General features: G+C 66.9%; 25 protein-coding genes and 1 pseudogene. 12 read left to right on the forward strand and 14 right to left on the reverse strand.

Annotated features, from left to right (window positions below; genetic code table 11):
* Positions 1-2 precede the first annotated feature (2 nt).
* Positions 3-167 carry a hypothetical protein gene (locus tag J1902_RS07070; RefSeq protein WP_207615551.1) on the forward strand — a complete coding sequence of 55 codons (165 nt, stop codon included), beginning with the start codon at positions 3-5 and terminating at the stop codon, positions 165-167.
* 88 nt (positions 168-255) lie between these two features.
* Here J1902_RS07070 and J1902_RS07075 read toward each other — a convergent pair whose 3' ends face one another.
* On the reverse strand, positions 256-1,050 hold the full coding sequence (locus J1902_RS07075) for an oxepin-CoA hydrolase, alternative type (protein WP_207615552.1): 795 nt from the start codon (positions 1,048-1,050) through the stop codon (positions 256-258).
* Positions 1,051-1,121: 71 nt separating this feature from the next.
* Here J1902_RS07075 and J1902_RS19285 point away from each other — a divergent pair.
* Both J1902_RS19285 and J1902_RS07080 read left to right on the forward strand, forming a co-directional pair.
* A pseudogene (locus J1902_RS19285) lies at positions 1,122-1,272 on the forward strand (XRE family transcriptional regulator); the annotation flags it as partial.
* 83 nt (positions 1,273-1,355) lie between these two features.
* The gene (locus J1902_RS07080; protein ID WP_207615553.1) at positions 1,356-1,553 is read left to right on the forward strand and encodes a hypothetical protein; all 198 of its coding nucleotides are present in this window, start codon (positions 1,356-1,358) and stop codon (positions 1,551-1,553) included.
* A 19-nt stretch (positions 1,554-1,572) separates the two neighbouring features.
* Here J1902_RS07080 and J1902_RS07085 read toward each other — a convergent pair whose 3' ends face one another.
* Together J1902_RS07085 and J1902_RS07090 are read right to left on the reverse strand one after the other, a co-directional pair.
* A complete protein-coding gene (locus tag J1902_RS07085) occupies positions 1,573-2,922 on the reverse strand; it encodes an MFS transporter (RefSeq protein WP_207615554.1) in 1,350 nt (449 codons plus the stop codon).
* 315 nt (positions 2,923-3,237) lie between these two features.
* A complete protein-coding gene (locus J1902_RS07090; RefSeq protein WP_207615555.1) occupies positions 3,238-4,311 on the reverse strand; it encodes a YeiH family protein in 1,074 nt (357 codons plus the stop codon).
* Positions 4,312-4,430: 119 nt separating this feature from the next.
* Between J1902_RS07090 and J1902_RS07095 the strand changes: the two genes are divergently transcribed.
* The 9 genes from J1902_RS07095 (at position 4,431) to J1902_RS07135 (ending at position 13,935) form a co-directional block, all read left to right on the forward strand.
* Positions 4,431-5,312, forward strand: coding sequence for a LysR family transcriptional regulator (locus J1902_RS07095; protein ID WP_242701725.1), 882 nt, complete (start codon positions 4,431-4,433; stop codon positions 5,310-5,312).
* A gap of 209 nt (positions 5,313-5,521) precedes the next feature.
* On the forward strand, positions 5,522-6,724 hold the full coding sequence (locus tag J1902_RS07100) for an acyl-CoA dehydrogenase family protein (RefSeq protein ID WP_207615557.1): 1,203 nt from the start codon (positions 5,522-5,524) through the stop codon (positions 6,722-6,724).
* A 53-nt stretch (positions 6,725-6,777) separates the two neighbouring features.
* The gene (locus tag J1902_RS07105; protein WP_207615558.1) at positions 6,778-8,004 is read left to right on the forward strand and encodes an acetyl-CoA C-acyltransferase; all 1,227 of its coding nucleotides are present in this window, start codon (positions 6,778-6,780) and stop codon (positions 8,002-8,004) included.
* A complete protein-coding gene (locus J1902_RS07110; RefSeq protein WP_307794390.1) occupies positions 8,004-8,813 on the forward strand; it encodes an enoyl-CoA hydratase/isomerase family protein in 810 nt (269 codons plus the stop codon). Before J1902_RS07105 ends, J1902_RS07110 begins: the two co-directional genes overlap by 1 nt.
* Entirely contained in the window at positions 8,810-9,697 is an 888-nt protein-coding gene (locus J1902_RS07115; RefSeq protein WP_207615559.1) for a 3-hydroxyacyl-CoA dehydrogenase family protein, read from the forward strand. Before J1902_RS07110 ends, J1902_RS07115 begins: the two co-directional genes overlap by 4 nt.
* A gap of 45 nt (positions 9,698-9,742) precedes the next feature.
* Positions 9,743-10,903 (forward strand): acyl-CoA dehydrogenase family protein, encoded by a 1,161-nt coding sequence (locus J1902_RS07120; RefSeq protein ID WP_207615560.1) that lies wholly within the window; start codon positions 9,743-9,745, stop codon positions 10,901-10,903.
* A gap of 29 nt (positions 10,904-10,932) precedes the next feature.
* Positions 10,933-11,205 carry a hypothetical protein gene (locus J1902_RS07125; RefSeq protein WP_207615561.1) on the forward strand — a complete coding sequence of 91 codons (273 nt, stop codon included), beginning with the start codon at positions 10,933-10,935 and terminating at the stop codon, positions 11,203-11,205.
* Positions 11,206-11,310: 105 nt separating this feature from the next.
* Positions 11,311-12,645, forward strand: coding sequence for an MFS transporter (locus tag J1902_RS07130; protein WP_207615562.1), 1,335 nt, complete (start codon positions 11,311-11,313; stop codon positions 12,643-12,645).
* A gap of 60 nt (positions 12,646-12,705) precedes the next feature.
* Positions 12,706-13,935, forward strand: coding sequence for an MFS transporter (locus J1902_RS07135; protein ID WP_207615563.1), 1,230 nt, complete (start codon positions 12,706-12,708; stop codon positions 13,933-13,935).
* A gap of 184 nt (positions 13,936-14,119) precedes the next feature.
* Here J1902_RS07135 and pcaC read toward each other — a convergent pair whose 3' ends face one another.
* The 11 genes from pcaC to J1902_RS07190 all read right to left on the reverse strand — a co-directional run bounded on the left by pcaC (position 14,120) and on the right by J1902_RS07190 (position 24,516).
* Positions 14,120-14,635, reverse strand: a complete 516-nt coding sequence (gene pcaC, locus J1902_RS07140) for a 4-carboxymuconolactone decarboxylase (RefSeq protein ID WP_207615564.1) — start codon at positions 14,633-14,635, stop codon at positions 14,120-14,122.
* The gene (locus J1902_RS07145) at positions 14,632-15,435 is read right to left on the reverse strand and encodes an alpha/beta fold hydrolase (protein WP_207615565.1); all 804 of its coding nucleotides are present in this window, start codon (positions 15,433-15,435) and stop codon (positions 14,632-14,634) included. Before J1902_RS07145 ends, pcaC begins: the two co-directional genes overlap by 4 nt.
* Positions 15,428-16,852, reverse strand: a complete 1,425-nt coding sequence (locus tag J1902_RS07150; protein WP_207615566.1) for a lyase family protein — start codon at positions 16,850-16,852, stop codon at positions 15,428-15,430. Before J1902_RS07150 ends, J1902_RS07145 begins: the two co-directional genes overlap by 8 nt.
* A complete protein-coding gene (pcaG, locus tag J1902_RS07155; protein WP_207615567.1) occupies positions 16,849-17,460 on the reverse strand; it encodes a protocatechuate 3,4-dioxygenase subunit alpha in 612 nt (203 codons plus the stop codon). The genes J1902_RS07150 and pcaG overlap by 4 nt, the downstream gene beginning before the upstream one ends.
* A gap of 4 nt (positions 17,461-17,464) precedes the next feature.
* A complete protein-coding gene (pcaH, locus tag J1902_RS07160; RefSeq protein ID WP_207615568.1) occupies positions 17,465-18,340 on the reverse strand; it encodes a protocatechuate 3,4-dioxygenase subunit beta in 876 nt (291 codons plus the stop codon).
* 122 nt (positions 18,341-18,462) lie between these two features.
* Positions 18,463-19,650 (reverse strand): 4-hydroxybenzoate 3-monooxygenase, encoded by a 1,188-nt coding sequence (locus J1902_RS07165; RefSeq protein WP_207615569.1) that lies wholly within the window; start codon positions 19,648-19,650, stop codon positions 18,463-18,465.
* A 121-nt stretch (positions 19,651-19,771) separates the two neighbouring features.
* A complete protein-coding gene (locus J1902_RS07170) occupies positions 19,772-20,524 on the reverse strand; it encodes an IclR family transcriptional regulator (protein ID WP_207615570.1) in 753 nt (250 codons plus the stop codon).
* 58 nt (positions 20,525-20,582) lie between these two features.
* Positions 20,583-22,112 (reverse strand): aldehyde dehydrogenase family protein, encoded by a 1,530-nt coding sequence (locus tag J1902_RS07175; RefSeq protein WP_207615571.1) that lies wholly within the window; start codon positions 22,110-22,112, stop codon positions 20,583-20,585.
* Positions 22,109-22,849, reverse strand: coding sequence for an HD domain-containing protein (locus J1902_RS07180; protein ID WP_207615572.1), 741 nt, complete (start codon positions 22,847-22,849; stop codon positions 22,109-22,111). Before J1902_RS07180 ends, J1902_RS07175 begins: the two co-directional genes overlap by 4 nt.
* A 30-nt stretch (positions 22,850-22,879) precedes the next feature.
* Complete coding sequence (locus J1902_RS07185; RefSeq protein WP_207615573.1) at positions 22,880-24,193, reverse strand: NAD(P)/FAD-dependent oxidoreductase; 1,314 nt, start codon at positions 24,191-24,193, stop codon at positions 22,880-22,882.
* Positions 24,194-24,195: 2 nt separating this feature from the next.
* Positions 24,196-24,516, reverse strand: a complete 321-nt coding sequence (locus J1902_RS07190; protein ID WP_207615574.1) for a 2Fe-2S iron-sulfur cluster-binding protein — start codon at positions 24,514-24,516, stop codon at positions 24,196-24,198.
* Positions 24,517-24,532 lie beyond the last annotated feature (16 nt).

The raw sequence follows: 24,532 nt of genomic DNA on the forward strand, positions 1-24,532 counted from the left end.
CCATGGCCGCCGGCCCCGCACCCCGTATGGGTGCGGGGCCGGCGGTTTTTTGGGTATCAGGGCATGCCGATCAATGCCTCGTCCACACCTATGAGGGCATTGACTCCGTCCAGTCGCTCATCCTGGACCGCGAAGTCACCGGGATCTCCGCCTTCAACGGCGCCTGACCCGCCCGCCGCAGACGCAGGAGGCGGTGACCATGTGGTCACCGCCTCCCGCGTTTCGCGTTCCCGGCGCCTGCGCGCCGCGCTGCCGTTAGCCGCGCAGCGCATCGAAGTCCGGGTTGCGCCGCCCCAGCACCGCCGCGATCCCCTCGACCGCCTCGGAATCCCCCAGGCTTTCCACCATGGACCCGGCCTCCCGTTCCATCTGCTCGTCCAAGGGCAGGGCGGGCGCGGTGCGGCACAGCCCGAGAATCCGGGCGGTGGCGCGTTCCGGTCCGCGGGCCAATTGCCGGGCCAGGCCGATGGCCGCCGCCTCCGCACTGCCGGGTTCGGCCAGCGTGCCCACCACGCCGAGTGCATGCATGCGCTCGGCGCTCACGCGTTCGCCGGTGAGGCACATCCGGGTCAGGAATTGGCGCGGCACGGATTCGGCAAGCAACGCCGTCAGTCCGCCGTCGGGAGTCAGCCCCGCCTTGATGTAAGCCGCAGCGAAGAACGCGTTGCGGGCGGCGACCAGCAGGTCACCGGCCAGCGCCAGGGACATGCCGGCCCCGGCGGCCCCGCCCTCCACGGCCATGATCACGGGTTTCGGGTTATTCCTGATGGCGCGGATGAGCCCATGGAGCAGCTCGAGCCTGGCACGGCGGGCCTCAGCGGTGAGCTCCCGGGTGGCGGCCAGCTGGTTGAGGTTGCCACCGGAGGAAAAGAATCCCCCGGCTCCGGTGAACACGATGGCGCCTACCACCGGGTCGGCCGCGGCCGCATTCAGCGCCTCCCTGGCGGCCTGGAAGAACTCGGGGCCGATCGAGTTGCGGGTGGCGGGATTGTTGATGGTCAGTACCAGAGCCGCACCTTCGTTGCGGGCCAGTAGAACCTCGGTGTTCATGGTGCGAATTCCTGTCCGGGTCGGCCTTTCGGCACACGGGGCGTGCGGCTAGGCGAGCGTCAAAGGCCGTGGACGTGAGCATCGACGAGCTGCTCGTCGCCGAGCCGCCAGCCGCCGTGCCGCCGCGCCGCCGTGGAGATCGAGCTCGAACGCGCCCAGCGCGGGCCCCTATGTCAGCCTCCCAGACTGGCCGCGGTCCGCATCAGCTCACGCCTGCCGCTAGCCACGCCGTCTACGACTGCTGTGCCTCGCTTATCAGGTATTTCTGGGACTTCCGTCTCCATCGGGGCTGCACCCCTGAAGGCATGGCCGCGGTCTGGGGACTGGCGAACCCTGCCCTGGGTGAACGCAACGACGCGAAGGCCCTGCTCACCCAAGACCAGCATCTCGTGACCGCGAGCCAGGTGATCGTCGGGGACAAGGGCTTTGCCGGCCGAAACTCGAACGCTTCATCGTCGGCAGCCTCGGTCCTGGGGAAGAGGAACCCCGGGCGGCGTCTCTGACAGACGTAACTTCAGCGGCTCATCGGGCGGCCTGCTTGCGTCTGGCATGGATCTCGGTGAGCTCCAGGAGGCGGATCCGGGCGCGGGCGGGATTCAGCATGACGCCGCCGGCAACGCCGAAGATGCAAATGACGATGCCGACGATGAAGAACCCGTTGGCATATCCCTCTGCGGGAGTTGCGGCGCTCTCAACAATAAGACCCAGTGCGTAGGGTGCAACCATTCCTGCCACCGAGTATGCGGCGATGATGCAGCCAAAAAACGCTGCGCGCTGGTGGGCGGGCAGGAAGTCCGAGGCCCCGGCGAAGCCGATCGCGAAAGCGATCGAGTTGATGGAGAAAGCGGCAACTACCAGCAACAACTGCAACGGGCCTGCGGGGAGCTGGGTGAAAGTGATCATGCAGACCCCGGCGAACAGCAGGCAGGCGGCGGTGAGGAAGGAGCGCGCCACGCGGGAGGAGAATCCTCGCTTGAGCATCCATCCGGAGAGCGCGCCCGTTCCGAGCAGGATTGCCATGGCAGAAACGTAGGGAATGGCCGCCAGCATACCAACAGTTTCCATCGAATAGCCCAAGCCTTCGTTCATGAAAGCCGGCAGCCACGTGACCTTCAGCGAGGTGATCAGGTACCCGGCAAAGGAAAGCAGGGCCAGTCCCCAGAAGCTGGGGAGCATCAGCAGCCGGTAGAAGGGGACAATGATGTCGCCGTTGGGGTCGACCGTTGCTTCCTTCTCTTCGGCGGTTTCAATACGCTTCTTGAACGGAAGGCGGTCCGCGTAGAAGAACCACACGACGGTCCACACCACACTGACCCCGACCAGGAAGATGAACGACGCGTGCCAGTCCCACGTCAGGATGATCCATGTCAGCACGGGCGCTGCGATCAGCGGGCCGAGTGATGTCCCGGCGGTGACTACGGCACCGGCGGCAGCCCGCTTCTCGGCTGGGAAAAGCCCATGAACGATTGATTGACACAAAGCGTGCGCTGGGCCCTCAAAGAACCCGAGGGCGACGCGGCTGGCTAACAGGACGCCAAACGTGGTTTGCGTCGTCAATGGCAGCATTGTCAAGACCCAGGTCATCATCAGAATGCCGACGGCCCAGTTGTAGGAGATCTTCCGGAAAACCGCGGTCAACACCACGGCGCCAATGGCAAATAGCCAGAAGAATGCGCTGGAGAGCAGTCCGTATTGGCTGGCACTGAGATCCATGGTCTCGCGGATCGGCTTGCTGGCCAGTCCGATCGCCGCCTTGTCGGCAAAATTGAGCATGGAGAAAATCAATAGCATTAGAACAATGCCCCAGTTGCGCCGGCTGGTAGGCGTGCTGGACTGGGTGACGCTGCCTCGCAGGGTCGTGGTAATCGCCACGACAGTCTCCTTGCGTTTGGGAGTCGATGGACGTGAGGGCGAACGTGATCTAGCGCACATCGCTATCCTCTCGTAAAAGTAGAACCGAGGCACTGGGGACGATCAACGGCCAAGGGACTATCAGTCTGATCGGGAAATCATGTGGACAAGTGGATCGTTTTCCCACCTGCGGCTTGCCGCCTTGCCCTGGACGGACCGCCGGACCCTGGAGGCCATGAGGATCCGGGCGGTTGCCCAGGTGGGGCCGGGGCGCATCCGGAGGACGTGGCCGCTGCGCTGGGGCTGCACCGCAACCAACCTCCCTGGGCAGCCCAGCTAGTGTGCCGGCGGGAAAAGCAGCGTGCCGGCCACCGCAACCACCAGGATCACGATGGTCGCCAGGGCCGCGAGCACCAGCGAGCGGCTGCCTGAGCGCATCAGCCCGCGGATGTGGACCCCGAGCCCGAGCCCGAACATTGCGGCGGCGAGCAGGAACGTCTGGGCCAGCTGGGCCGCTTCGAGCAGCGGTGCCGGCACCGTCCCCGTGGTGCGCAGCAGCATCGCCGCGATGAAACCGAGGACGAACAGCGGAACGAGCGGCGGCTTCTTGGCCTCCCCCACGGAGTGCTTCTTCCGCATGTAGATGCTCAGCCCCGCCACGATGGGGGCCAGGGTGACGACGCGGGCCAGCTTGACGGTCACTGCCACGGCCAGGGCGCTGGAACTGACCGCTCCCCCGGCGGCCACCACCTGGGCCACCTCGTGGGTCGATGCCCCGATGAGCATCCCGATGGCTGACTCATCCATTCCGAAGAGGGCACCGACCGCCGGGACCGCCGGGATCATCAGGGTGCCGAAGAGCACCACCAAGCCGATCGCCGTCGCCACTTGCTCCTGCTTGGCCCGGGTGGCATTTTCCGTGGCAGCCACGGCCGCGGCACCGCAGATCGAGAATCCGGCCGCGATCAGCAGCCGTTGCGGCAATTCGATGCCCAGCCACCCGCCGATGAGGAGCGTGGCCCCGAAGGTCACCCCGACGCAGAGCACCACCACCAGCAGCACGCCCGGGCCCAGGCCCAGGATCGTGGAGAGCGAGAGCTGCAGTCCCAACAGGACAATGCCCGTGCGCAGCAGCTTCTTGGAGGAGAACGTCACACCCGGACCCAGCGACGGCAGAACCGGCAGGGCATTGCGCCAGAGCGCACCGAGCAGGATCGCTATCAGAAGCGGGCTGGCCCCGGGGATCAGCTTGGCACCGGCCATCGATGCGGCACCTCCGATGATGCAGGCAACCAGGCCGGGCAGGAGCTTCTGCACGCGCTGGCCGTAACCGGCCGACGCGGCGGTTTCCACGGGCCGGGCTGCCGCAACAACCTCCGGTTCTTCGAGCGATGTCTCTTCGTTTCGCATGATACGAACCTTTCATGCCCACCTCTTGCCCGGTAGACTCCGCATGGCTATCACGGGCATATGCTTTTGATATGGATGAGGTTTCGGGGCGCTCGCCCGGGATGGAACACTGGATTCAGATGTCTTCACTCGCCCTGCTGGTGGGCATTGCCGATCACGGCAGCCTCAGCGCCGGCGCGCGTTCCGTGGGTATGGCGCAATCGAACGCGACCCGGGCAGTGAAGACCCTCGAGCGACGCCTGGGATACCCGCTGCTCTCCCGGGCAACCACCGGCTCGAAACTCACCCAAGAGGGGGCGCTGACCGTCGAATGGGCGCGCGAAGCGCTCCAGAGCCTCAACACCCTGTGGACCGGGGCGCAGGCACTTGCTGCCCCGGCGGACCGGGAATTCACCTTCGCGGCCAGCATGACGGTTGCCGAGCACCTGGCACCGATATGGATCGGCCGCTTGCATGAAGCCGATCCACGTATCAAGACCAGGCTGCAGGTCATGAATTCCCGCGAGGTCATTGCCGCCGTGCAGAACCGTGACGTTGCACTCGGGTTCGTCGAGACCCCGGACGTACCCCCGCAGCTATCGTCCGCGACGGTGTGGACCGACGAACTTGTGCTCATAGCCCCTCCCGGCCATCCCTGGGCCACGCGCCGGGAACCCGTCACCCTCCAGGAGTTGGCGGCAACGCACTTGTTGGAACGGGAAGCCGGATCGGGGACCAGGGCCTTCCTCGACGAACGCGTCGGCGCGGCGCGGGCCACGCCGATCGTGGAGTTCAACAGCAACTCCGCCATCTGCCAGTCGGTCTCTGCCGGCATGGGACCGGCGGTGCTGAGCCGCCTGGCCGTGGAAGGATCCCTGCGGATGGGCAGCTTCACCGAGGTTCCCCTGCGCGAGGGAAATCTGGCTCGGAACCTGCAGGCCATCTGGAGCGGACCGGCCCCGTCGGAAGGACCCGCAGCAATGCTGCTGGGCATCTGCGCACAGGCACGCACCGGCCTCTAGGAAGCCACCCGGGATCGGCAGCATCACGGGAGCGCCACACGAACCACGTCGCCGTCCAGGACACCGTCCTGGACGGCGACGTCCGTTAAGCACACCTTCCGACTATTACATTTTTCACAATAATCAGCACCCCAATAGGTATTGGACCGAAAGTAATCCCGATGGGATCGTTAGCTGCAGTTCAGTCAAGCTCAAGAACGGAACCTGCCATGACCACCACAGTCGATCAGCAAACTGCGACGTCGGATTACTTCCGCCTCGACGACGACCTCACCGCCGAGGAAATCGCCATCCGGGACAAGGTCCGCGACTTCGCCGAGCAGCGTGTCCTGCCGGTCATCAACGCCTATTGGGAGAAGGCAGAGTTCCCGGAAGAGCTCCTGCCGCCGCTGGCCGAGCTGGGCATCATCGGAACCACCATCCGGGGCTACGGATGCCCGGGGATGAGCCGCAAGGCCGCCGGCATGGTGGCCCGCGAAATGGCCCGCGCGGACGGCAGCCTCAACACCTTCCTCGGCGTCCACTCCAATCTGTGCATGGGGGCACTGAACATTCTGGGCAGCGGCGAGCAGAAGCAACGCTGGCTCCCCGCCCTGGCCCGAATTGAGAAGACCGGCGCCTTCGCGCTGACCGAGCCCGACCACGGCTCGGACTCCGTTGCCCTGGAAACCAGCGCCCGCCGCGACGGGGACCACTGGGTCCTGAACGGCCACAAGCGCTGGATCGGCAACGGGCACGCGGCGGACGTCATCGTCCTGTTTGCCCGGAACGCGGAGGATGGGAACGTCAACGCCTTCGTCGTCGAAAAGGACGCCGACGGCCGCTACCCCGCGGGCTACGCCCCCACCGTCATCACCGGCAAGGTGGGCAAACGCGCCATCCTCCAGGCCGACATCGTCATCGACGAGATGCGCCTTCCTGCGGCCAACAGGCTGGAAGGGTGCCATTCCTTCCGCGACGTGTCCCGGGTCCTACAGGCCACCCGTGGCGGTGCCGCCTGGGAGGCCGTGGGACACGCCATGGCTGTCTTCGAAATTGCCGCGGACTACGCCCAGACCCGCCACCAGTTCGGCAAGCCCATCGCCTCGTTCCAGCTGGTGCAGTCCCGGCTGGCAAACATGCTCAGCGAACTGACCACCATGCAGCTGCTGTGCACCCGCATGGCCGAACTCGCGGACCGGGGCCAGCTCACCAACGCCCAGGCATCCATGGTCAAAATGGCTACCGCCCAGAAGGGCAAGTGGATCTGCAACGAGGCACGCGACCTGCTGGGCGGCAACGGACTGCTCCTGGAGAACCACGTCATACGCCACATGACCGACATGGAAGTTGTCTCCACCTATGAGGGAACCGACTCGATGCAGGCACTCATCGTGGGCCGCGACATCACCGGCATCTCCGCCTTCAACTGAACTTCCCCATCCGGCACGCCGGACAGCGACACGAACAAAAGGAATGAATAGACATGGCTGAGGCCTTTCTGATTGGCGGCGCCCGCACTCCCGTGGGCCGCTACGGCGGCTCCCTCTCCTCCGTCCGGCCGGACGACCTCGCGGCATTGACCGTGAGGGCCGCCGTCGAACGCGCCGGCATTGACCCGGCCACCGTGGACGAGGTCATCCTCGGCAACGCCAACGGCGCCGGCGAGGAAAACCGCAACGTCGCCCGGATGGCCTGGCTGCTCGCGGGCTACCCGGACAGCGTTCCCGGGATCACCGTCAACCGCCTGTGCGCCTCCGGGCTGTCCGCCATCATCATGGCGAGCCACATGGTCAAAGCCGGCGCCGCGGACATCGTCGTCGCCGGCGGCGTGGAATCGATGAGCCGCGCCCCCTGGGTCATGGAGAAGCCGGACAAGGCCTTTGCCAAGCCCGGCGCGGTGCTCGACACATCGATCGGATGGCGTTTCACCAACCCCGAGTTCCTCTCCGGGCAGCACTCCCGCGACGGCAAGGCCGCGTTCTCCATGCCGGAGACCGCAGAGGAAGTGGCCCGGGTCTTCGGCACCTCACGGGATGACTGTGACGCCTTTGCCGTCCGCTCCCACGAACGCGCCCTGACGGCCATCCAGGCCGGCCGCTTTGCCGAAGAAATCGTGCCCGTAAGCGTTGCAGGGCGCAAGGGCGCCGTTTCCGTGGTGGACACCGACGAGGGCCCCCGGCCCGGGACCACGCGTGATGTGCTCGCCGGACTCCGGCCCGTGGTCAAGGGCGGCTCCGTGGTCACGGCCGGCAATGCCTCCACCCTCAACGACGGCGCGTCCGCAATCGTGGTCGCCTCCGAAGCTGCGGTCAGGAAGTACGGCCTGACGCCGCGGGCCCGGGTCCTTGAGGGCGGCTCCGCCGGAGTGGCCCCGGAAATCATGGGGATCGGCCCGGTCCCCGCGACCCGCAAGGTGCTCGAGCGCGCCGGCCTCTCGGTCGGCGACCCGGGCGCCGTCGAACTGAACGAGGCCTTCGCCTCGCAGTCGCTGGCCGTCATGCGGGAGCTCAAGCTGGAAGAAGACATTGTGAATTCCGACGGCGGCGCCATCGCCCTCGGCCACCCGCTCGGCTCCTCGGGGTCCCGCCTCGTGGTGACCCTGCTCGGGCGCATGGAACGCGAACTTTCCCGGGAAGGCCGCAAGCTCGGCCTCGCCACGATGTGCGTCGGCGTCGGCCAGGGCACCGCCCTCCTGCTGGAAGGCGTGTAGTGACAGCGGTAGTGAACGACGCCGGGACGGCGTTGGATGCCTCGGCTTTCGTGACGCTTCTGGTCGAGGAACGCGGGGACCGTTTGGCGGTCCAGCTGAACCGTCCCGAGGTGCGCAACGCCATCGACCAGACGATGGTGGATGAGCTGCACGCTGTGTGTGCCTACCTTGAGCGCACTCCGAAAGTCCTCATCCTGTCAGGAACAGCGGCGGACCCGGAGACCGGGGCGAAGGCCATTTTTGCCTCCGGCGCTGATATCGCCCAGCTGCGCGAACGGCGCAGGGATGACGCCCTGGCCGGCATCAACTCCTCACTGTTCGACAGGATCGCGAAGCTTCCCATGCCCGTGATCGCAGCCCTCGACGGCTACGCCCTCGGCGGGGGCGCCGAGCTCGCCTACGCCGCCGATTTCAGGATCGGGACCTCCGGCCTGCGCATGGGCAACCCGGAAACCGGGCTGGGCATCATGGCAGCAGCAGGTGCCACCTGGCGCCTTCGCGAGCTCGTCGGGGAACCCCTGGCCAAGGAAATCCTCCTCGCCGGACGCACGCTGACAGGCGAGGAATGCCTCAGTGCGGGACTGATCACCGAGCTCGTGGAACCCGGGGCCCTCCTTGATGCGGCCCACGCCCTGGCCGGCCGCATCGCCCGGCAGGAGCCCCTCGCGGTCCGCCTGACGAAGACCGTGTTCCACAGTCCGCGCGAAGTCCACCCACTCATCGACAACCTCACCCAGGGCCTACTCTTCGAATCCGCGGCGAAATTCGACCGCATGCAGCAGTTCCTGGACAGGAAGAAGCAGTCATGACCAACAGCAACGAAGCAAGCCAGAACAGCTCCGCAGTGCTGCTCCCCGCCACGGTCGGCGTACTGGGCGGCGGCCGCATGGGCGCCGGCATCGCCCACGCCTTCCTCGTCACGGGCTCGAACGTCATCGTCGTGGAACGCGACGACGACTCCGCCCGCGGCGCCCACGAGCGCGTCGCCGCATCCGTCGCGGCGTCATTTGACCGCGGCATCCTGTCAGGGAACCAAGCCGAGGTCCTCGCGAGGTTCGACACGAGCACCGACTACGCCGCCTTCGCGTCCTGCGACCTCGTCGTCGAGGCAGTCCCCGAGGACGGAAAGCTGAAGGCGACCGCACTCAGCGCCGTGGCGGAGCACCTGTCCCCGCACGCCTACCTGGCCACCAACACCTCGTCCCTGTCGGTCAGCCGGCTCGCCGAAGCGCTGCCCACGCCTGAGCAGTTCCTCGGCCTGCACTTCTTCAACCCCGTCCCTGCCTCCACTCTCATTGAGGTGGTCGTCGCGGAGAAGACCTCCGAAGAGACCCTCGCCGCCGCACGAGGGTGGGTAACGGCGCTGGGTAAGACCGCCGTCGTGGTCCGGGATGCGCCCGGCTTCGCGTCATCCCGCCTCGGTGTAGCGATCGCACTTGAGGCAATGCGGATGGTCGAAGAGGGAGTAGCCGGCGCCGAAGACATCGACAACGCCATGGTTCTGGGATACAAACACCCGGTAGGGCCGCTTCGGACCACAGACATCGTCGGGCTCGACGTGCGCCTGGGCATCGCCGAATACCTGCAGTCAACCCTGGGCGACCGCTTCGCACCCCCGCAGATCCTCCGCGACAAGGTCGCAGCCGGTGAATTGGGCCGTAAAACGGGCAAGGGCTTCTACGACTGGAGCTGAACGCCCGTCCCGCAGCAATCGACCACCACTGTGAAAGGCCCACACATGTCTGATCCCAGCGATCTGATTGATTTTGATTCCCTGCTCACCGCAGATGAGCGTGCGCTGCGCGATTCCGTGCGGACTTTCGTGGACAGCGAGATCAAGCCGAACATCGCAAGCTGGTACGAAAACGGCGTCTTCCCGCTGGAGATCGTCCCGGAACTGGCCAAGCTGGGCCTGCTGGGCATGCACCTGAAAGGCTACGGCTGCGCCGGCCGCTCCGCCGTCGACTACGGCCTGGCCGGCGCGGAACTGGAAGCCGGCGACTCGGGGCTGCGGACGTTCGTTTCCGTGCAGGGCTCGCTGGCCATGAGCGCCATCCACAAGCACGGCTCCGAGGAACAGAAGGCCGAGTGGCTGCCGCAAATGGCCAAAGGCGAGGCGATCGGCTGCTTCGGACTGACCGAACCCACCGCAGGGTCGGACCCAGGCGGCATGACCACCTTCGCCCGCCGCGACGGCGGTGACTGGGTGCTCAACGGCGCCAAGCGCTGGATCGGCCTGGCTTCCGTGGCCCAGGTCGCCGTCATCTGGGCCCAGACCGAGGAGGGCGTGCGGGGCTTTGTGGTGCCGACCTCGACGCCGGGATTCACGGCCACCCCGATCGAACCGAAGCTCTCCATGCGAGCCTCGATCCAGTGCGACATCGAACTGACCGATGTGCGCCTGCCCGAATCCGCGGTGCTGCCGAACGTCGTCGGACTCAAGGGCCCCTTCTCCTGCCTCAACGAGGCCCGCTACGGGATCATCTGGGGTGCCATGGGCGCGGCCCGCGACGCGTTCGAGGCCGCCCTGGACTACTCCAAGGGGCGCATGCAGTTCGACAAACCACTGGCCGGATACCAGCTGACCCAGCAGAAACTGGTGGACATGGCCCTGGAGATCAACAAGGGCTTCCTGCTCGCCCTGCACCTGGGCCGCAAGAAGGACGCCGGCACGCTGCAGATAGAACAGATCTCGGTCGGCAAACTCAACAACTGCCGCGAGGCCATCAAGATCGCCCGCGAGGCCCGCACCATCCTCGGCGGCAACGGCATCACACTGGACTACTCACCGCTGCGCCACGCGAACAACCTCGAATCCGTCCGCACCTACGAAGGCACCGACGAAGTCCACACCCTCATCCTGGGCCAACGGCTCACCGGCGTCCCGGCCTTCCGCTGACCGGGAGACCCCACGAAGGAACTCGATTCATGCACACGTTGAGGCGAAGTGAACCCTATCTGATGACCCGGTGGAAGTACCTCTGGCGCAACGAGTTCGTCGAGCTGCGCCGGGAGCAGCGGGTAACCGGCGCCGGCTGGGTCGACGACGTCAGCCCGGATGGCACCATCCTGTGGATCCACCTGGCAGGAGGAAGGGGCCGCGTCATGATTCACGTCGACGACGGACTCGACATTTGGCGGGTGGATCCCCGGATGCTGCCAGACCGAACCGCGCCAATCCCGGCAAGGCTTGCGAGCTAACCGGCCAGGCGCCCGCCGCTGGCATGCCAACAGGGCAGGCCACACACCAGGCGTCAACCGTCCGTGCTGTTGCGCAAAGGTGCGCAACAATAGAAGGGTAATGACATGTCCAAACCCACCATTCTGCAAGCAACACCGGAGACAATGATGTCGCCGGGTCAGGAGTCACGCGCCAAGGCGTGGGGCCTGACGTCAGTACTGGTCTTGCTCTACACAGTGAACTACAGCGACAAGATCCTGCTCGGGCTCGTCGCCCAACCTCTCAAGGACGAATTCGGGCTCACATCAGCCCAAATCGGGCTGACCGCGAGCGTGTTCTTCTTCGCGTTCTCGGCCGGAGGATTCTTTGCCGGACTCATCAACAAGTGGGCCTCCCTCAAGTGGTCGCTGATGGCGTTGGCCGTCATTTGGGCGGCCTGCATGGTCCCCATGATCGTCGCCGGCAGTTTCATGGTTCTCCTTGTCAGCTGCTTCCTGCTCGGTCTGACAGAAGGCCCTTCCGGTGCACTCATCCACACGGCCGTGTATTCATGGCACCCTGTGGAAAGGCGCTCGATGCCCGGGGCGTTCATCGCCTCTTCAAGTTCACTGGCAAAGATCGCCGTTGCACCGGCATTGGCATTCCTCATCGTGCAATTCGGCTGGCAATCCGCCTTTGTTGCCATGCTGGTTGTTGGCTTGGGCTGGTGCGTGCTGTGGCACTTCACGTGGCAGCCAGGGCCCCATGGCGAAGTCCGAATTTCAGCGGTCAAGGGTTCGGCCACAGCCACGACTCCACCTCCCTCCGTTCCGTGGATGTCGATCTTCCGCACGCCGACCTTCCTGGGTGCGGTTGCAGCAGTTGTCCCCATGTACGCGCTGCTGACCGTTGTCCTCACGTGGTTGCCGTCGTACTTCGAGGTCGGATTGGGTTTCACCCGCCTCCAGGCTGGAGCGATGTTCGGGTTCCCCAGCATGGCAGCAATGCTCGCAATGTTTGCCAGCACATACTTCAGTGACAGGTTCATGAGTCGAGGCGTGAGTTCAAGGATCATGAGAGGAATCGTCCCGGCCGCAGGACTTCTTGTGTGCGGCCTGTCGATGGCAGCGCTGCCATATATCGGCACTCCCATCGTCGTGGTGGCAGTTGTCTCCATCGGCTACGGAATCGGCTGCATCCTCGCTCCCATCATGAACGCAGCCATTTCGCAGATCTGTCCCAAGCATCAGGTAGCGGGTTCACTGGGCATGTTCCTGGCCGTGATGGCCATTGGTGGCATCGTCGCTCCGCCATTGACGGGAATGATCGTGGACCAGGCGGTTTCACCCGCCGTCGGATACGCACAATCCTTCCAAATATTCGGCATCGTTGCGGTGGTCGGCGCGATTCTGGCCATGATCCTGGTGAATCCCGACCGTGACGCCGCGCGCGTGATGGCACAGCTTGCACCCGCTGGCTGACGGTCCATGTCGTCGGCCATGAAGCGGGCACGGACGGCGGCCGGAGACAGGCAGCGGTCGATGGTTGGCTTGGGCGCGGTCCTGACCCTGGCCACAGGGATCGGTCCGCTACTCACCACGGGCGTGAGTGCCCTGGGTCCTTTGCTGACCCGGGACCTGAACCTGACGCGCCTGGAGTTCGGCTCCTTTGCCGTGGTGGCCTCTGCCTCCGCTGCGCTCCTGTCCACGCCGCTCGGCTGGGCTGCCGACCGGTTGTCACAACGTACCGGCATCCTGATGCTCCACGGCTTCGGGCTGGGCGCCCTGGTCACCGCCGCCCTGTCCCAGTCGATGGCCGGCCTGTGGGCCAGCGCCGTCCTCGGCGGAGCAGCCCTTGGCCTGGCCAATCCGCTGACCAATGGCATGGTGGCGTTGCGGGTCGAGCCGGGCCGCCGCGGCATGCTGGTGGGCGTGAAACAAACGGGCGTCCAGCTCATCCAGATGTTCACCAGCCTGGCCTACCCGCTGGCTGCCGCACTGGTGTCCTGGCAGGCGGGGTTCCTGGTGGGCGCCATCGTCACCGTACTCTCACTCTGGGCGGCCCTGCACTACCTCCGCGCCCGGCCCCAATGCACCGCGCCACGACTCGCGTCCCGCGAGCGGCGCCGCCACATCAAGGCGTCCGGGCTTGCATGGCTGGTGGCCTACGCCTTCCTCTCCGGCTTCCAGTACCAGAGCTTGGCCTTCTACCTGCCGCTGTTCGCTTTCGAGGCCCTCCATCTGCGGCCCGAAATCGCCGCTGCGTGCGGTGTGGTGCTGGGGGCAAGTGGCCTGGTGTCACGGCTAGTCTGGGGCCGACTCACGGAGCGGTTCAGGTCCCCCGGGGTGCCGCTGGCCTTGATAGCAGTCTTCAGCGCCGTGGCCGTAGGCCTTGTCGCCGGTTCATCGCTTTGGGGAACACAGGCCCTCATGTGGACAGGAACCGCGCTCTACGGCTTGTCCGGAACCGCGGCCGCCGTCATCCTGCTCACGGTGGTCATGCACCTGGTCCCCAGGGCCCAGGCCGGTGCCGTGACTGGACGGATCTCCATGGGGCTGTTCGCCGGCTTCGCCACAGGACCGGTGCTCTTCGGACTCCTGGCAGACCAGTGGGGCTATTCCACCGGCTGGGTGAGCCTGCTGGCCGCAAGTGTCATGATGATGCTGGCACCGCTCGGCCTGCGCAGGCTGGCAGTTCCAGATCCACCCAAAGAAGAAGTACACGTAAGCGGGGAGACGGCCGCGGATCTACGGCAAGCTGACACCCACTGACACGCCCCCGGGCAACCCCCGCCACGGAAGCCAGTTCGTGTGCCGCAGGCGCAAGGCATCCATGCCGCCGTCCACTGGGAAGTCGCTCCTCGTCGCAGCGTGCTGGACCTGCTGGGGACCCCGGCAAGGCCGGAACCGAACTTGCCGAAGGGGGTGCGCACGGCGTCGTACACATAGGCCTGGTTCATGGGGATTCCTCTGATTCCAACTGAGTAAGGGTGCGTGGCTGATGGGGCGGGCCGGCGGCTTCGTCGATGTCTGCGGCGTCGTCGATATCGGCGAACACTGCCTGCGCGGTCTTGAAGGCCGTGTTGGCGGAGGGGACGCCGCAGTAGATGGCACTCTGCAGCAGGATTTCCTTGATTTCGTCCCGGCTCAGGCCGTTGGTGAGCGCGGAGCGGATGTGCATGGCAAGCTCTTCCCAGTGCCCGTGCGCGATCATGGCGGTGATGGTCACGGCCGAGCGCATGCGCCGGTCCAGGCCGGGCCGGGTCCAGACGCCGCCCCAGGCGATCCGGGTGATCATGTCCTGGAAGTCGCCGGTGAAGTCGTCCTTCCCGGCATTCGCGCGGTCCACGTGCGCATCGCCGAGCACTTCGCGGCGGACCACCATGCCGGCGTCGTAGATGTCCTGCGAGGTGGCGTCCGGCTGCACGGCGCCCTGCGATGGGTCGCTGCTCTGTGAGGGATTCGTGCTCATCGTCCGTTCTCCTTCATGAAGTCGCGCATCAGTTCAGCGACGACGGCGGGTGCTTCGGCGGGCGCGAGGTGCGCAACGCCGTCGAGCGCTACGGCCACGGCGCTGCCGCCGCCGGCGTTGATGCCGGCCGCGACTTCCTCGGCGAACGACGGCGGGGCGACCGTATCCTCGACGCCGGCAATCGCCTGCGTGGGGACGGTGATGCCGGCGAGCTGCCCGCGGACGTCGAAGCCGGCCAGGGCTTCGCAGCAGAAGGCGTAGCTGAAGCGGTCGGCGTCGCGGAGGGCGTGCAGGAGCCGGCTGCTGGTGTCCGGCCGGCGGCCCATGAAGCCCGGGGCGAACCAGCGCTGCGCGGAACCCTGGACCATCACGGGCGTGCCCTGGGCACGGACGGTTTCGGCGCGCTCCAGCCAGCCCTCCGGGGTGCCGAGCCTGGCGCCGCTGCACTGCACGGACAGGCTGCGGAGACGGTCGCCGTGCTTGATGCCCAACTGCAGGCCGGTGGCCCCGCCCAGGGAAACGCCTGCGTAGTGGAAGTCCGCGCCGGGACTGACTGAGTCGACAAGATCGACGACGGCGTCGGCCAGTTCCGCGACGCTGAAGCCTTCCGTGGCGGCCGGCGAGATGCCGTGCCCGGGCAGGTCCCAGCCGATGACGTCGTACTCCTCGCCGAGCAGGGCAGCGGCCTCGGTCCACAGCACGGTGGACGTGCCCAGCGAGGGCCCCACCACGAGGAGCGGCTTCGCACCCAGTTCACGCTGCGGGGACAGCAGCACCGCCTTGACAATTGGCTTAGCCACGCGGGGCTCCCTTCCTTGGAGTTGTTGCAGTGAAGTCGGGATAGGCGGCAAAGATGCGCCGGCTGATTTCGGCGGCCTCGCCCAGATAGCTGACGGGATCCAGCAGGGCCTCGAGTTCGGCGTCGGAGAGCATGTCCGCCGGGACGGTTTCGCGCAGGAGCTTGGCGTAGATACGGGACTGCTCGGCGGCAGGCGCCTGGAGCGTTTCGTCGACGACGGCCTGCAGCTTCTGCTTTCCATCGGAACCCAGGAGAGGCGCGACGGCGGACACCACCGCTTCGCTGAGCAGCAGCGGTCCCGAGATTTCCAAGTTCCGGCGCATGGCTTCCGGGAAGACCCGGAGCCCTTCGGTGAGTTCGCGGAGGTGACCGGCGGCTCCCAGGGCGAGTGCCAGCAGCCGGCGCAGGGCCGGCCATTCGCTGTGCCAGGCCCCGTCCGGGCGCTCATCGTTGAAGGTGGCGGCCGCGAGGTGCAGCTGCGCGGCCAGGCCGGGGGCCTGCAGCGCGGCGCTGCGGATCAGAACGGACAGCACGGGGTTCTGTTTCTGCGGCATGGCCGAGGACACGCCGCGTCCGGCGGCCAGCGGTTCGCCGAGCTCCCCGACTTCAGGCCGGCTCAGGAACAGCAGGTCCGAGGCGATCTTGCCGAAGGCGTCCGTGAGGGCCGCGATGGCGTCCCCGAGTGCCGTGACGGCCAGCCGGTTCGTGTGCCAGGGGGCGGGGGCAGGAGCGAGGCCCAGCTTCGCGGCCAGGGCGTCGGCCAGGGTGAACGGGTTTGAGGAGGAACCGGCGGTGAGGACCGTGCCCGAGGCGAGCGTTCCGCCGGCCCCGCCGAACTGCACGGGCAGCCCCAGGCTCTCCAGGCGGGCAGCCCCGGCGGCAACGCCGTGGAACCACTGCGCGGCCTTGAGCCCGAAGGTGAAGGGCAGCGAGTGCTGGGTCAGGCTGCGGCCCACACACAGCGTGTCCGCATGCTGCACTGCCAAGGCTGCCAGCGCCGTCGTCGTACCCTTAACCTCGGCGAGCAGCGCCTCGACGACGCGGCTCGCAAGGAGCATGAGGGCGGAATCGAGGACATCCTGGCTGGTCAGCGAGGTGTGGACGGCCTTTCCAGCGCCAATTCCCGCGGTGTCCAGCGCTTTGACCCGCGCGCGCAGGTCGCCGAGCAGGGGGATGACGGGGTTGCCGCCGCCCTGGGCGCGTTCGGCGATCGACTCCGGGTCATACAAGCCGGCACCGGCGGCTTCGGCCGCGACGGCGGCGGAAGAGGCGGGCGCCAGGCCCGCCTCTTCGAGCACGGCGGCCCAGGCGGCTTCGACGTCGAGGATTGCCGCGATCACGGCACGGTCGCCCGTCAGCGCCGCCACGGCGGGCGCCGCCGACACAGGCGTGAGGAGGCCGAAGTCGCCGTCGGTCATGCCCGGATTCCTTCGAAGTCCAGGAACACGGTCTCGTCCCTGCCCTGCAGGCGGATGTCCCAGCTGAGGCCACCATCGTGGTCGCGGCGGGCGATGAGGGTCTTGCGGCGCTCGGGGTCCAAGGAACTCAGCAGCGGGTCCTTGGCCAGGGCTTCTTCGTTTTCCGGAAGGTACACGCGGGTGAAGAGGCGGTTCATGAGGCCGCGGGCAAACACGGCCACAGCGATGAACGGGGCGGCGCCTGGCTTTCCGGGGACCGGTTCGGTGGGGCCGGGGTTGACCGTGGTGAAGGTGTAGACACCGGTGTTGCCGACGGCGGCGCGGCCCCAGCCGGTGAAGGTGTAACCGTCGCGGACCAGGGAGCCGGTGCGCTGGACAATGTTGCCGTCGGCGTCGGGCTGCCAGATTTCCAGGATGGCGTCCGGGATGGGGTCGCCGGCGCCGTCGTAGACGATGCCCTGCAGGCGGATGCTGCCGGGGGTGCCCGGGGCCAGGAGTTCGTTGTCCTTGGTGAAGGGCAGCGCGTAGCCATAGAAGGGGCCAACGGTCTGTCCGGGCGTTGGGGTCAAAACTGTTGGGGTCAAAGACGTGGGTGTCAGCTTGCTCATGTGTCTACTCCTCGTCGCCGGCGTTGCCGAATGCTTCGTTTTCCGTCCAAGTCCGCTTGGACCCACTCAGGATGATGTCCCAGTTGTAGCCGAGAGCCCATTCGGGGCTGGTCTGCTCGTGGTTGTACGTGGCCACCAGGCGGTCACGGGCATCCTGATCCACGATCGACTGGTAGATCGGGTCCAGCGGGAAGAGCTGGTCGCCCGGGAAGTACATCTGGGTGACGATACGCTGCGTGAACTCCGTGCCGAACATCGAGAAGTGGATGTGGGCCGGGCGCCAGGCGTTCAGGTGGTTCTTCCACGGGTACGCCCCGGGCTTGATGGTGGTGAAACGGTAGGAGCCGTCCGGGCCGGTGATGCATCGCCCGACGCCGGTGAAGTTCGGGTCCAGCGGGGCCGGGTGCTGGTCACGCTTGTGGATGTAGCGTCCTGCAGCGTTTGCCTGCCAGATCTCCACCAGCTGGCCGGCGACCGGGCGGCCGTCGCCGTCGAGCACTTTGCCCTGGACGATGATCCGCTCACCGATCGGCTCGCCGTTGTGCTGGATGGTCAGGTCCGATTCAAGCGCGTGGACATCCTGGTGGCCGAACGCCGGGGAATACAGCTCGATGGTCTCCGGATCGGCGTGGTAGAGGTTCTTGGTGGGGTGGCGCAGGATGCTGCTGCGGTAGGGTGCATAGTCCAGGCGGGGCTGGGTTTCCGGGGCTGCGCCGTTCCTGAGGGCCCGGGCGTAGGCATCGCTGAGGGAGCCGATCTCGGCCGTGAGATCCTCCTGCGTATTCGCGGCGGCATCCGACGACACATGCGCGGCCCGCGGCTCGGCGGCCGGCACAAGTTCGTCTTCGGCCGGAAGCACGGAGGTTGATTGGTCCAGCATGGCTGGCTCCTTTCGGGTGGTTCTTGCCTGTTCTGGCGAGGTGAGGGGTCTATTGGCGACAGTGCTTCATTGGCGACATCGGCAGTAAATCCGCCATGCCGCCGTCGGGCAATCCTGCGGAATTACCGCGAACCCGGCCAGCCCGTGTACTGCTCCGCCAGGTACGCCTTGGCATGCTGGGAGGAGACCACGGAGTGCAGTTCGCCGAGCTGCCGCGCACGGCCGAAGTCGTCCGCGCCGGGGAGGCTGTGCAGCATGGAGGTCATCCAGTAGGAGAAGTGCTGCGCCTTCCAGACGCGGTCCAGGGCGTGGTCGCTGTAGGAATCGAGCAGGCCGGTGGAGCCGGTGGCGTAGAAGGAGTCGAGGCCTTCGAAGAGGACCTTGACGTCGTGGATGGCCAGGTTCAGGCCCTTGGCGCCGGTGGGCGGGACGGTGTGCGCGGCGTCTCCGGCCAGGAAAAGGTTCCCGTGGCGCATCGGCGACTGGACGAAGCTGCGGAACGGCAGGACCATCTTCTCGGTCACCGGGCCTTCCTTCAGCTCGAAGCCGTTGCCATTGACCCGCTTGCGGAGTTCGGTCCAGATGCGTTCGTCGTCCCAGTCGGCCACGTTTTCCGTCGGGTCGCACTGGAAGTACATGCGCTGGACCGTCTCGGTGCGCTGGCTGATCAGGGCGAAGCCGTGCTCCGAGTTCGCGTAGATCAGCTCATCGGAGCTGCGCGGGGCTTCGGTGAGGATACCGAACCAGGCGAAGGGGTATTCATGGAAGTGCTGGGTCCGCGCGGCTTCCGGGATCTGGCGGCGGCAGTGGCTGCGGGAGCCGTCGGCGCCCACGAGGAAGTCGGACTGGATCTCGAACTCCCGGCCCTCGGCGTCGGTGAACCAAACCTTGGGCTTGCCCTCGAGCTCGTGCACCGTGGTGTCGGTAACGCTGTAGCGGACGTCGCCGCCATCGGCCTCGCGACGGGCTGCGAGGTCTGCGAACACGTCCGTCTGCGGGTAGAGCCACACGGACTCCCCCACAAGCTCCTTGAAGTCGATCCGGTGGCTTTCGCCGTTGAACCGCAGCTCGATCCCGTCGTGCCGGTCGCCGTCGCGCAGCACGCGGTCCGAGACACCGGAGTCCACCAGCAGGTTCACGGTGCCGTGCTCCAGGATGCCCGCGCGGACGGTTTCCTGGATTTCCTTGCGGCTGCGGATTTCGACCACGACGGACTCGATGCCCTGCTTGGCCAGCAGATGGGAAAGCATCAGGCCGGCGGGGCCGGCGCCCATGATGGCCACCTGGGTGGTGATGGTAGTGCGTGCCATGGTGTTCCTCGCTTCGTTGCGGATCCCGGCGTTGGCGCGGGCTGTGCGGTGGGCTTCTTCCACCAGTGTGGCCCGGGCCGCATGATCGCCGGAACACGGATTCCGTTGAACGGAAGATCCCTTAGCCTTCCCGCAGCTTGTCGAGTTGCCGTCCGATGCCCCGCGCGGCCGTCTGGAGCGCCGGCACCAGCGCCTGTGGCCGCGTCTCCGCCAAGGGGAGCACCACGCCGAGCGCCGCCACCGTGCGGCGCTTGCCGTCCACCACGGGCACGGCGATGCTCCAGGTGTCAGGGTCCACCACGCCCGCGAGCTGTGCATAGCCCTGCTGGGCGGTCTCGGCCAGCAGTTGGCGGACGACGCCGGCGGTTACCTTGCCGCCCGGGTCGCTGAACTGTCCGAGGTACTCGGCCTGCACGTCACGCGGCTGGTTGGCCATCAACGCGAGGCCGGCCGAGGAGATGTGCACGGGCATCCGGCCGGCAACGCGGGCACGGTTAGCCACGGATCCCCGTCGCGACAGCCGTTCCACGAACAAGGCCTCCCAGCCGTCAAGGACCGCCAGATTCACGTTCCGGCTCAAGACCTGCTGGATGTCCTCCATGAACGGCATGGCCGCCTGGCGCAGGGCCAACGTGGGCGAATTCCGATTGACAAGCTCCCACAGCCGCATTCCCAGACGGACGTTGCCACCGGCACCCAGATCCAGGAATCCATGCTCCGCGAGCTGGCGGACCAGCCGGTGCGCACTGCTCAAGGGAAGCCCCGCACGTTCCGCAAGCTCGGACAGCTGCAGAACCGCAACGCCTTCCGGAAAAGCGGCAATGACGCGCACGACGCGGTCCACCACGGAATCCCCCGATGCTGAATTGGCCACGCCGGCTCCTTTACTGTTCGCCTGCACTTTCCATTCAATGGTACGGGCTCGTCCGGTACTAGGCCCGGCGGTGGATCGACTTGTAGCTCAGGTAGGCGTTCAGGCCCTCGATGCCGTACTCCGTCCCGAGGCCGGAGTCGTGCCGCCCGCCGAAGGGGGCCGCATGGTTGGAGGCGAAGAAGTTCAGGCCCACCGAGCCGGTGTCCATGCGGTCCGCCACGGCGAGCGCGGCCTCAGGGTCCGAGCCGAACACCAGCCCGCCCAGGCCGAACTCGGTGTTGTTCGCCAGGGCAACCGCCTCGTCGACTCCGCTGTCGACGTCGTCGTACTTAAGGATGCACATGACGGGCCCGAAGATCTCCTCGCGGGAGATCCGCATGTCCGGGGTGACATCGGCGAACACCGTCGGTTCCACGAAGTAGCCGTTTTCCAGCCCTCCGGAGAGCGACGCGGCGCGGCCGCCGGTGGTGGCACGGGCACCTTCGTCCAGCCCCGACTGCACGTATTCCAGCACGGTCCGGTACTGGGACTCCGTGGCGCAGGGACCGAACACGGTATCCGGCTCCAGCGGATCACCCTGCTTCCCGGCGGCGATCGTGGCGGTCACCATGTCCACCACCTCGTCATAGCGGCTCGCTGGGGCGAGGATCCGGGTGGAGATGTAGCAAGTCTGGCCGGTGTTGCGCATGGAGGACCGGATCAGCACCTTGGACATGGCGTCCAGGTCCGCGTCGGGCAGCACAATGGCGCTGGATTTCCCGCCCAGCTCCAGGGTGACCGGGCGCAGCAGCTCACCGCAGGCCGCGGCAATCTTCCGGCCCACCGGCGTCGAACCCGTAAACGCCACCTTGGCCACACCCGGGTGCTTCACCAGCACATCCCCCAGCCGGCCGGAGCCGGTGACGAGGTTGACCACGCCGGCCGGGACCCCGGCGGCGGCGATCGCGTCGATGATCACGCGGATGGAAAGGGGCGTGGGCGACGCCGGCTTAATCACCACGGTGCAGCCGGCCAGCAGTGCCGGCGCCAGCTTGATCACCACCAGGTTGATGGGAAAGTTCCACGGCGCGATCAGCGCGCACACGCCCAGCGGGTCGCGCCGGACCACGGACTCGCCGCCGCCGCGCGGGAACGGGCGGACGTCGTCCCGTTCCAGGTATTCCGCGAGGGTGGCGAAGTAGCGGAAGATGCCTGCCGCGTTGGCCGCAGCACCGGCGGACTCGGAGACAGGCGAGCCGTTTTCGCGCGAGTTCGTCAGGGACAGCTCGTCGGCGCGCTTCTCCACTTCCTCTGCTATCCGGACCAGGTAGGCGGCGCGCTCGGACGGGGAGAGCCGGGGCCACGCGCCGCCGTCGGCACCGGCAAACGCCCGCTGGGCGGAGCCGACGGCGGCATCCACATCTTCCGGAGTGCCGTCCGGCACCGAGCCCCACACTTCGCCCGTGGCGGGGTCGGTCACCGGGATCCGGCCGGCACCACGGGAAGGCTGCCAGGCGCCGTCGACAAAGATCGTGTCCACATGCGTGTACGGCAGGGACAGTCCCGCCCGGGCGGCCAGGGCAGGAGCGTCATGCATGGCTGCGGTCATCGGATGACTCCCGTCTTCAGCAGGGCGTTTGATCGGTTGAGGTCCGCGGTGGCCATGTCCACGGCGGCCTGCGTGATGAGTTCGGGCACGATCTCCGTGGCCAGCCGCTCGGTGTACGTGGCTGGGTCCATGCCGAACCACGAGGAAGCCAGAGCGATCCCGGCGCGGTCGAAACGCCACAGCCGGTCGGCGTCGCGCATCAAAGCATCCTCCAGCGAGCGTGCCACCGGCCGGGTGTCATGTCCGTCGATGATCTCGCAGACGTGTTCCACAAAGTCCGGGGAGTAGCCCAGCCCGGGGAGCACGCGGCGCGCCACGTTGCAGCCCTGCTGCTCGTGTTCGTAGCGGATGGCGGCCTTCCGCCAGTCTCCCGAGAAGCCCTCCGAGATGATGCGGGACTCATCAACGTGGGCCCAGCCGGTGTCGTGCAGCAGGGTGGCCACGCGCACCAGTTCCGCGTCGGCGTCTGGGTAGGCCCGGCAGAGCCGCTCGGCGAAGGCCAGGGAAATCGGCAGGTGGATGTCGTTGCCGCGCGTCCGGGTCTCCTGGACAACGGCCTTCCACAGCGCGTCGAGCTCCTCAAGGGCAGCGGGGGTGTTGCAGATGGCGGTGGTGTCCACCGGACCGGCCGCGGGAACGGGACGGACGCTGTACGCCGCGGCGAAGGCCTCGGCCAGCACGTCCGCGGGTTCAGCCGTGGGGCCGGCCGAGGCGACCGGAGTCTTGGGGGTGCTCATAATGCTCCTTCGGGTGCGCCGGCCTGGCGGCTAGCTGTCCGTGGTGATGGTCTTGAGTTGCGTCGCGGGGTCTGCTGCGGCGTCGGCCGGGATGTTCTGGCCCTTGGCCAGGGCGTTCTTCACGGCCATGAAGTCCAGCGGGGCATTGACGCAGTCCGCGGCGATGACCTGGCCCCGGCGGTAGTAGAGGACGCTGAACTTCCCGCGTTCCTCGTCGTACCGGAGCACGGTCTGGTCGTAGCCGTTGCACAGGCCCGCGATCTGGAGCTTGAGATCGGCCTGGTTGGACCAGAACCACGGGATGCCGGCGTATTCCTCGCGCCGGCCCGTCAGGGAGTACGCGGCCACTTTGGCGTGCTCGATGGCGTTGTTGACGCTTTCCAGCCGGATCCGCTCGCCCGGCTCCGAGCCGGGGACCGGGTTGGGCATGTTGGCCACGTCCCCCACCGCCACGGTGGTGCCGTCCGAGGCCAGCGCGAACCGGTCCACCACCACCCCGTTGTCCACGTCCAGGCCCAGCTGTTCGGCCAGCTGTGTATTGGGGATGACGCCTATACCGATCAGCACGATCTGCGCTGGCAGTACCGTGCCGTCCTGAAGCTCGACGGCGGCGACTGCCTTGCCGTCGTCGGCAGCTGAAAAGCGCGCCGCACTCGTGTTCAGCCTGATATCCAGTCCGCGGGAGCGGTGTGCCTGCAGGAAGTACTCGGCGGTCTCCTCCCCCACGGCCCTGCCGACCAGCCGTGGCCCGAATTCGAGGACCGTGACGTTTTTGCCCATTTTCTGCAGGCTGGAGGCGGCTTCCAGGCCGATGAACCCGCCGCCGATCACCACCACGTCCGTGGCGTCGCCTACGCGGGCCTTAAGTGCCAGGGCGTCGTCGGCGTTGCGGAGGTACAGCACGCCGTCGAGGTCCCCGCCGTCGATCTCCAGCTTCCGGGCACGGGCACCCACGGTGAGGGCCAGCCGCCTGAAAGGGAACTCCCGGCCGGAGGACGCATGCGCCACCCCGGAGCCGTCCGCTTCCTTGTCGATCCGGACGATGTGTTCGCCTTTGACCAGGTCCACGTTGTGCTCGGCCCAGTAATCGTTGGAGCGGAAGATCAGGGATTCGCTCTCCACGGTGCCCTGCAGGAATTCCTTGGACAGGGCGGGCCGCTGGTACGGGCGGTGGTCCTCGTCCCCCAGGAGCGTGATGTGCTCGCCAAAGCCCAGGGCCCGGAGCGACACCGCAAGCTGAACCCCTGACTGGCTGGCGCCGATGATCAGGAGCCCGGTTCTGGTGGGAACCGTAGCGGGGCCGTTCGTGGCACCGGCTGCCTGCTCCGCTGTGTGCGTGCCCACGGCTACACCTGGGTTTCCGGGGTAGTGACGAACAATTCGAGCCCATCCGTCAGGCGCAGCTGGCAGGACAGCCGGGAGTTGTCCTCGCGGTCCACTGCGGTGCCGTAGAGCATCTCGTCTTCCATGTCCTCCATCGGCGGGAGCTGCGAAACGCAGTCTTCCCGGACGAAGACGTGGCAGGTGGCGCAGGACAGGGAGCCTCCGCACTCGGCCACGATTCCGGGGACGCCGTTGCGCACCGCGGTTTCCATGACCGAGTCGCCCACGTTGCCTTGGACATCGCGGACGGCGCCTTCGGCGTCGGTGAAGTGAACCGTTGGCATTGGTCCTCCTTGGGGT

This window comes from Arthrobacter cavernae, assembly GCF_017368795.1.
GTDB lineage: Bacteria > Actinomycetota > Actinomycetes > Actinomycetales > Micrococcaceae > Arthrobacter > Arthrobacter cavernae.

Bases quoted from the DNA above. Each gene is read 5' to 3' on its own strand.
- J1902_RS07070 (WP_207615551.1), top strand. From the start codon at position 3: ATGGCCGCCGGCCCCGCACCCCGTATGGGTGCGGGGCCGGCGGTTTTT.
- J1902_RS07075 (WP_207615552.1), bottom strand. From the start codon at position 1,050: ATGAACACCGAGGTTCTACTGGCCCGCAACGAAGGTGCGGCTCTGGTA.
- J1902_RS07080 (WP_207615553.1), top strand. From the start codon at position 1,356: ATGGCCGCGGTCTGGGGACTGGCGAACCCTGCCCTGGGTGAACGCAAC.
- J1902_RS07090 (WP_207615555.1), bottom strand. From the start codon at position 4,311: ATGCGAAACGAAGAGACATCGCTCGAAGAACCGGAGGTTGTTGCGGCA.
- J1902_RS07095 (WP_242701725.1), top strand. From the start codon at position 4,431: ATGTCTTCACTCGCCCTGCTGGTGGGCATTGCCGATCACGGCAGCCTC.
- J1902_RS07100 (WP_207615557.1), top strand. From the start codon at position 5,522: ATGACCACCACAGTCGATCAGCAAACTGCGACGTCGGATTACTTCCGC.
- J1902_RS07105 (WP_207615558.1), top strand. From the start codon at position 6,778: ATGGCTGAGGCCTTTCTGATTGGCGGCGCCCGCACTCCCGTGGGCCGC.
- J1902_RS07115 (WP_207615559.1), top strand. From the start codon at position 8,810: ATGACCAACAGCAACGAAGCAAGCCAGAACAGCTCCGCAGTGCTGCTC.
- J1902_RS07120 (WP_207615560.1), top strand. From the start codon at position 9,743: ATGTCTGATCCCAGCGATCTGATTGATTTTGATTCCCTGCTCACCGCA.
- J1902_RS07125 (WP_207615561.1), top strand. From the start codon at position 10,933: ATGCACACGTTGAGGCGAAGTGAACCCTATCTGATGACCCGGTGGAAG.
- J1902_RS07130 (WP_207615562.1), top strand. From the start codon at position 11,311: ATGTCCAAACCCACCATTCTGCAAGCAACACCGGAGACAATGATGTCG.
- J1902_RS07135 (WP_207615563.1), top strand. From the start codon at position 12,706: ATGGTTGGCTTGGGCGCGGTCCTGACCCTGGCCACAGGGATCGGTCCG.
- pcaC (WP_207615564.1), bottom strand. From the start codon at position 14,635: ATGAGCACGAATCCCTCACAGAGCAGCGACCCATCGCAGGGCGCCGTG.
- J1902_RS07150 (WP_207615566.1), bottom strand. From the start codon at position 16,852: ATGACCGACGGCGACTTCGGCCTCCTCACGCCTGTGTCGGCGGCGCCC.
- pcaG (WP_207615567.1), bottom strand. From the start codon at position 17,460: ATGAGCAAGCTGACACCCACGTCTTTGACCCCAACAGTTTTGACCCCA.
- pcaH (WP_207615568.1), bottom strand. From the start codon at position 18,340: ATGCTGGACCAATCAACCTCCGTGCTTCCGGCCGAAGACGAACTTGTG.
- J1902_RS07165 (WP_207615569.1), bottom strand. From the start codon at position 19,650: ATGGCACGCACTACCATCACCACCCAGGTGGCCATCATGGGCGCCGGC.
- J1902_RS07175 (WP_207615571.1), bottom strand. From the start codon at position 22,112: ATGACCGCAGCCATGCATGACGCTCCTGCCCTGGCCGCCCGGGCGGGA.
- J1902_RS07180 (WP_207615572.1), bottom strand. From the start codon at position 22,849: ATGAGCACCCCCAAGACTCCGGTCGCCTCGGCCGGCCCCACGGCTGAA.
- J1902_RS07190 (WP_207615574.1), bottom strand. From the start codon at position 24,516: ATGCCAACGGTTCACTTCACCGACGCCGAAGGCGCCGTCCGCGATGTC.